This is a genomic window from Nocardioides sp. P4_G4 (assembly GCF_056401085.1).
The window spans coordinates 1-1,491 of the sequence record NZ_JBFUKA010000178.1; the positions used below are offsets into that span (position 1 = coordinate 1).

The 1,491-nt window shown below is 72.2% G+C and carries 2 protein-coding genes; one reads left to right on the forward strand and one right to left on the reverse strand.

Annotated elements, in window-relative coordinates:
• Positions 1 to 440 (reverse strand): hypothetical protein (locus AC1DQF_RS21560; protein WP_477527268.1); only part of this gene is annotated, 440 nt, incomplete at its 3' end.
• A 146-nt stretch (positions 441 to 586) separates the two neighbouring features.
• Between AC1DQF_RS21560 and AC1DQF_RS21565 the strand changes: the two genes are divergently transcribed.
• Positions 587 to 1,491: NADP-dependent oxidoreductase (locus AC1DQF_RS21565; RefSeq protein WP_477527269.1), on the forward strand; the 905-nt coding region annotated here is incomplete at its 3' end.

Genomic DNA, 1,491 nt, shown 5'->3' on the forward strand with positions numbered 1-1,491 from the left:
TCCTGGTCCACCCAACGCCGCAGGACCCACCAGCCCCCGGCCGCCACGGCGACGGCGACGACCAGGCTCGATGCGTTCCAGACGTCCTCGTGCGGGTAATCGTGAGCCCGCCCGATGAACGGGATCACGTCGAGACCGATGCCGACGCACACCATCGCCGCGTAGGCGCCGAAGCCCAGGGGCACACCCAGGACGACGGCTCCGACCTCGCGGACGACCGACCGGCCCTCGCACGTCGTGGTCGAGGCGACGACCATCCGGTAGAGAAGGACCAGCGCGCCCACCAGGACCGGCGCCAACAGTCCGAGGATCCCGCCGAGCACAGCGCCCACGAGAGCGAGGCCGAGCATCGAGGGCACGCCGGCAACGAGGATCAGCAGTGCCGGGCCCCACCTGCGTACCGCGTTCGTGGACGTGCTGGTGATGGCGGTCTTCGTCATGTCTGCATGGTGTTCGGCTCGACCGATCCCGTGCGTGGGGTCGCGTACTCATCTGTGGGCACGAGGTGGGCACCACACGGACGAGGGGAAGGCCGCGCTGCGTGCGGTTGTTGAGCACGGACACCCCCACCAGAAGGAGCACGAGCATGCGCGCAGCCACGTACGAGGCCTACAGCCAGGACACGGCGACCCTGCAGGTCCGAGACGTCGAGACCCCCAAGACCGGTCCCGGCGCCGTCCTCATCGAGGTCCGCGCCGCGGGCGTGAACCCCGTCGACTGGAAGGTGATGGCCGGCGGTCTGGACGGGCTGATGGACACCGTCTTCCCGGCGGTCCCCGGGTGGGACGTCGCAGGCACCGTGGTCGCGGTCGGTCCCGACACTCCTGAGTTCACGGTGGGTGACGAGGTGATGGCCTATGCCCGCAAGGACATCGTGCACGGCGGCACCTTCGCCGAGCAGGTAGCCGTGCCCGCCTGGTCGGTGGCCCGCAAGCCGGCGTCCCTCACGTGGGAGCAGGCCGGCGGCCTGCCGCTCGCCGGCGGCACCGCGCTGCGCACCCTCGACGTGCTGAAGGTGGGCGAGGGGGACACGGTCCTGATCCATGCCGCCGCCGGCGGCGTCGGCAGCCTCGCCGTCCAGGTCGCCGTCGCCCGGGGAGCTCGGGTGATCGGGACGGCGTCGGAGGCCAACCACGACTTCCTGCGCGGCCTGGGTGCCGAGCCCGTGGCGTACGGCGACGGCGTGGTCGAGCGGGTCCGGGCCCTGGCACCGGAGGGCGTCGACGCGGTCGCCGACTTCGTGGGCGGCCAGCTCGAGACCACCCTGGCGGTCCTCGCGGAGGGCGGTCGGCACGCCTCGGTCGCGGACGGCTCCGTGACCGAGCACGGAGGCCACGCGGTGTGGGTGCGCCCGCTCGGCTCGGAGACCGCCCGCTTGGCGGAGCTGGCCGACGCGGGTCGGCTCACCGTGGAGGTGGCCCGGACCTTCGGGCTCGACGAGGTCGGTAAGGCCTTTGCGCTCAGCAAGGTGGGTCACACGCGCGGCAAGAT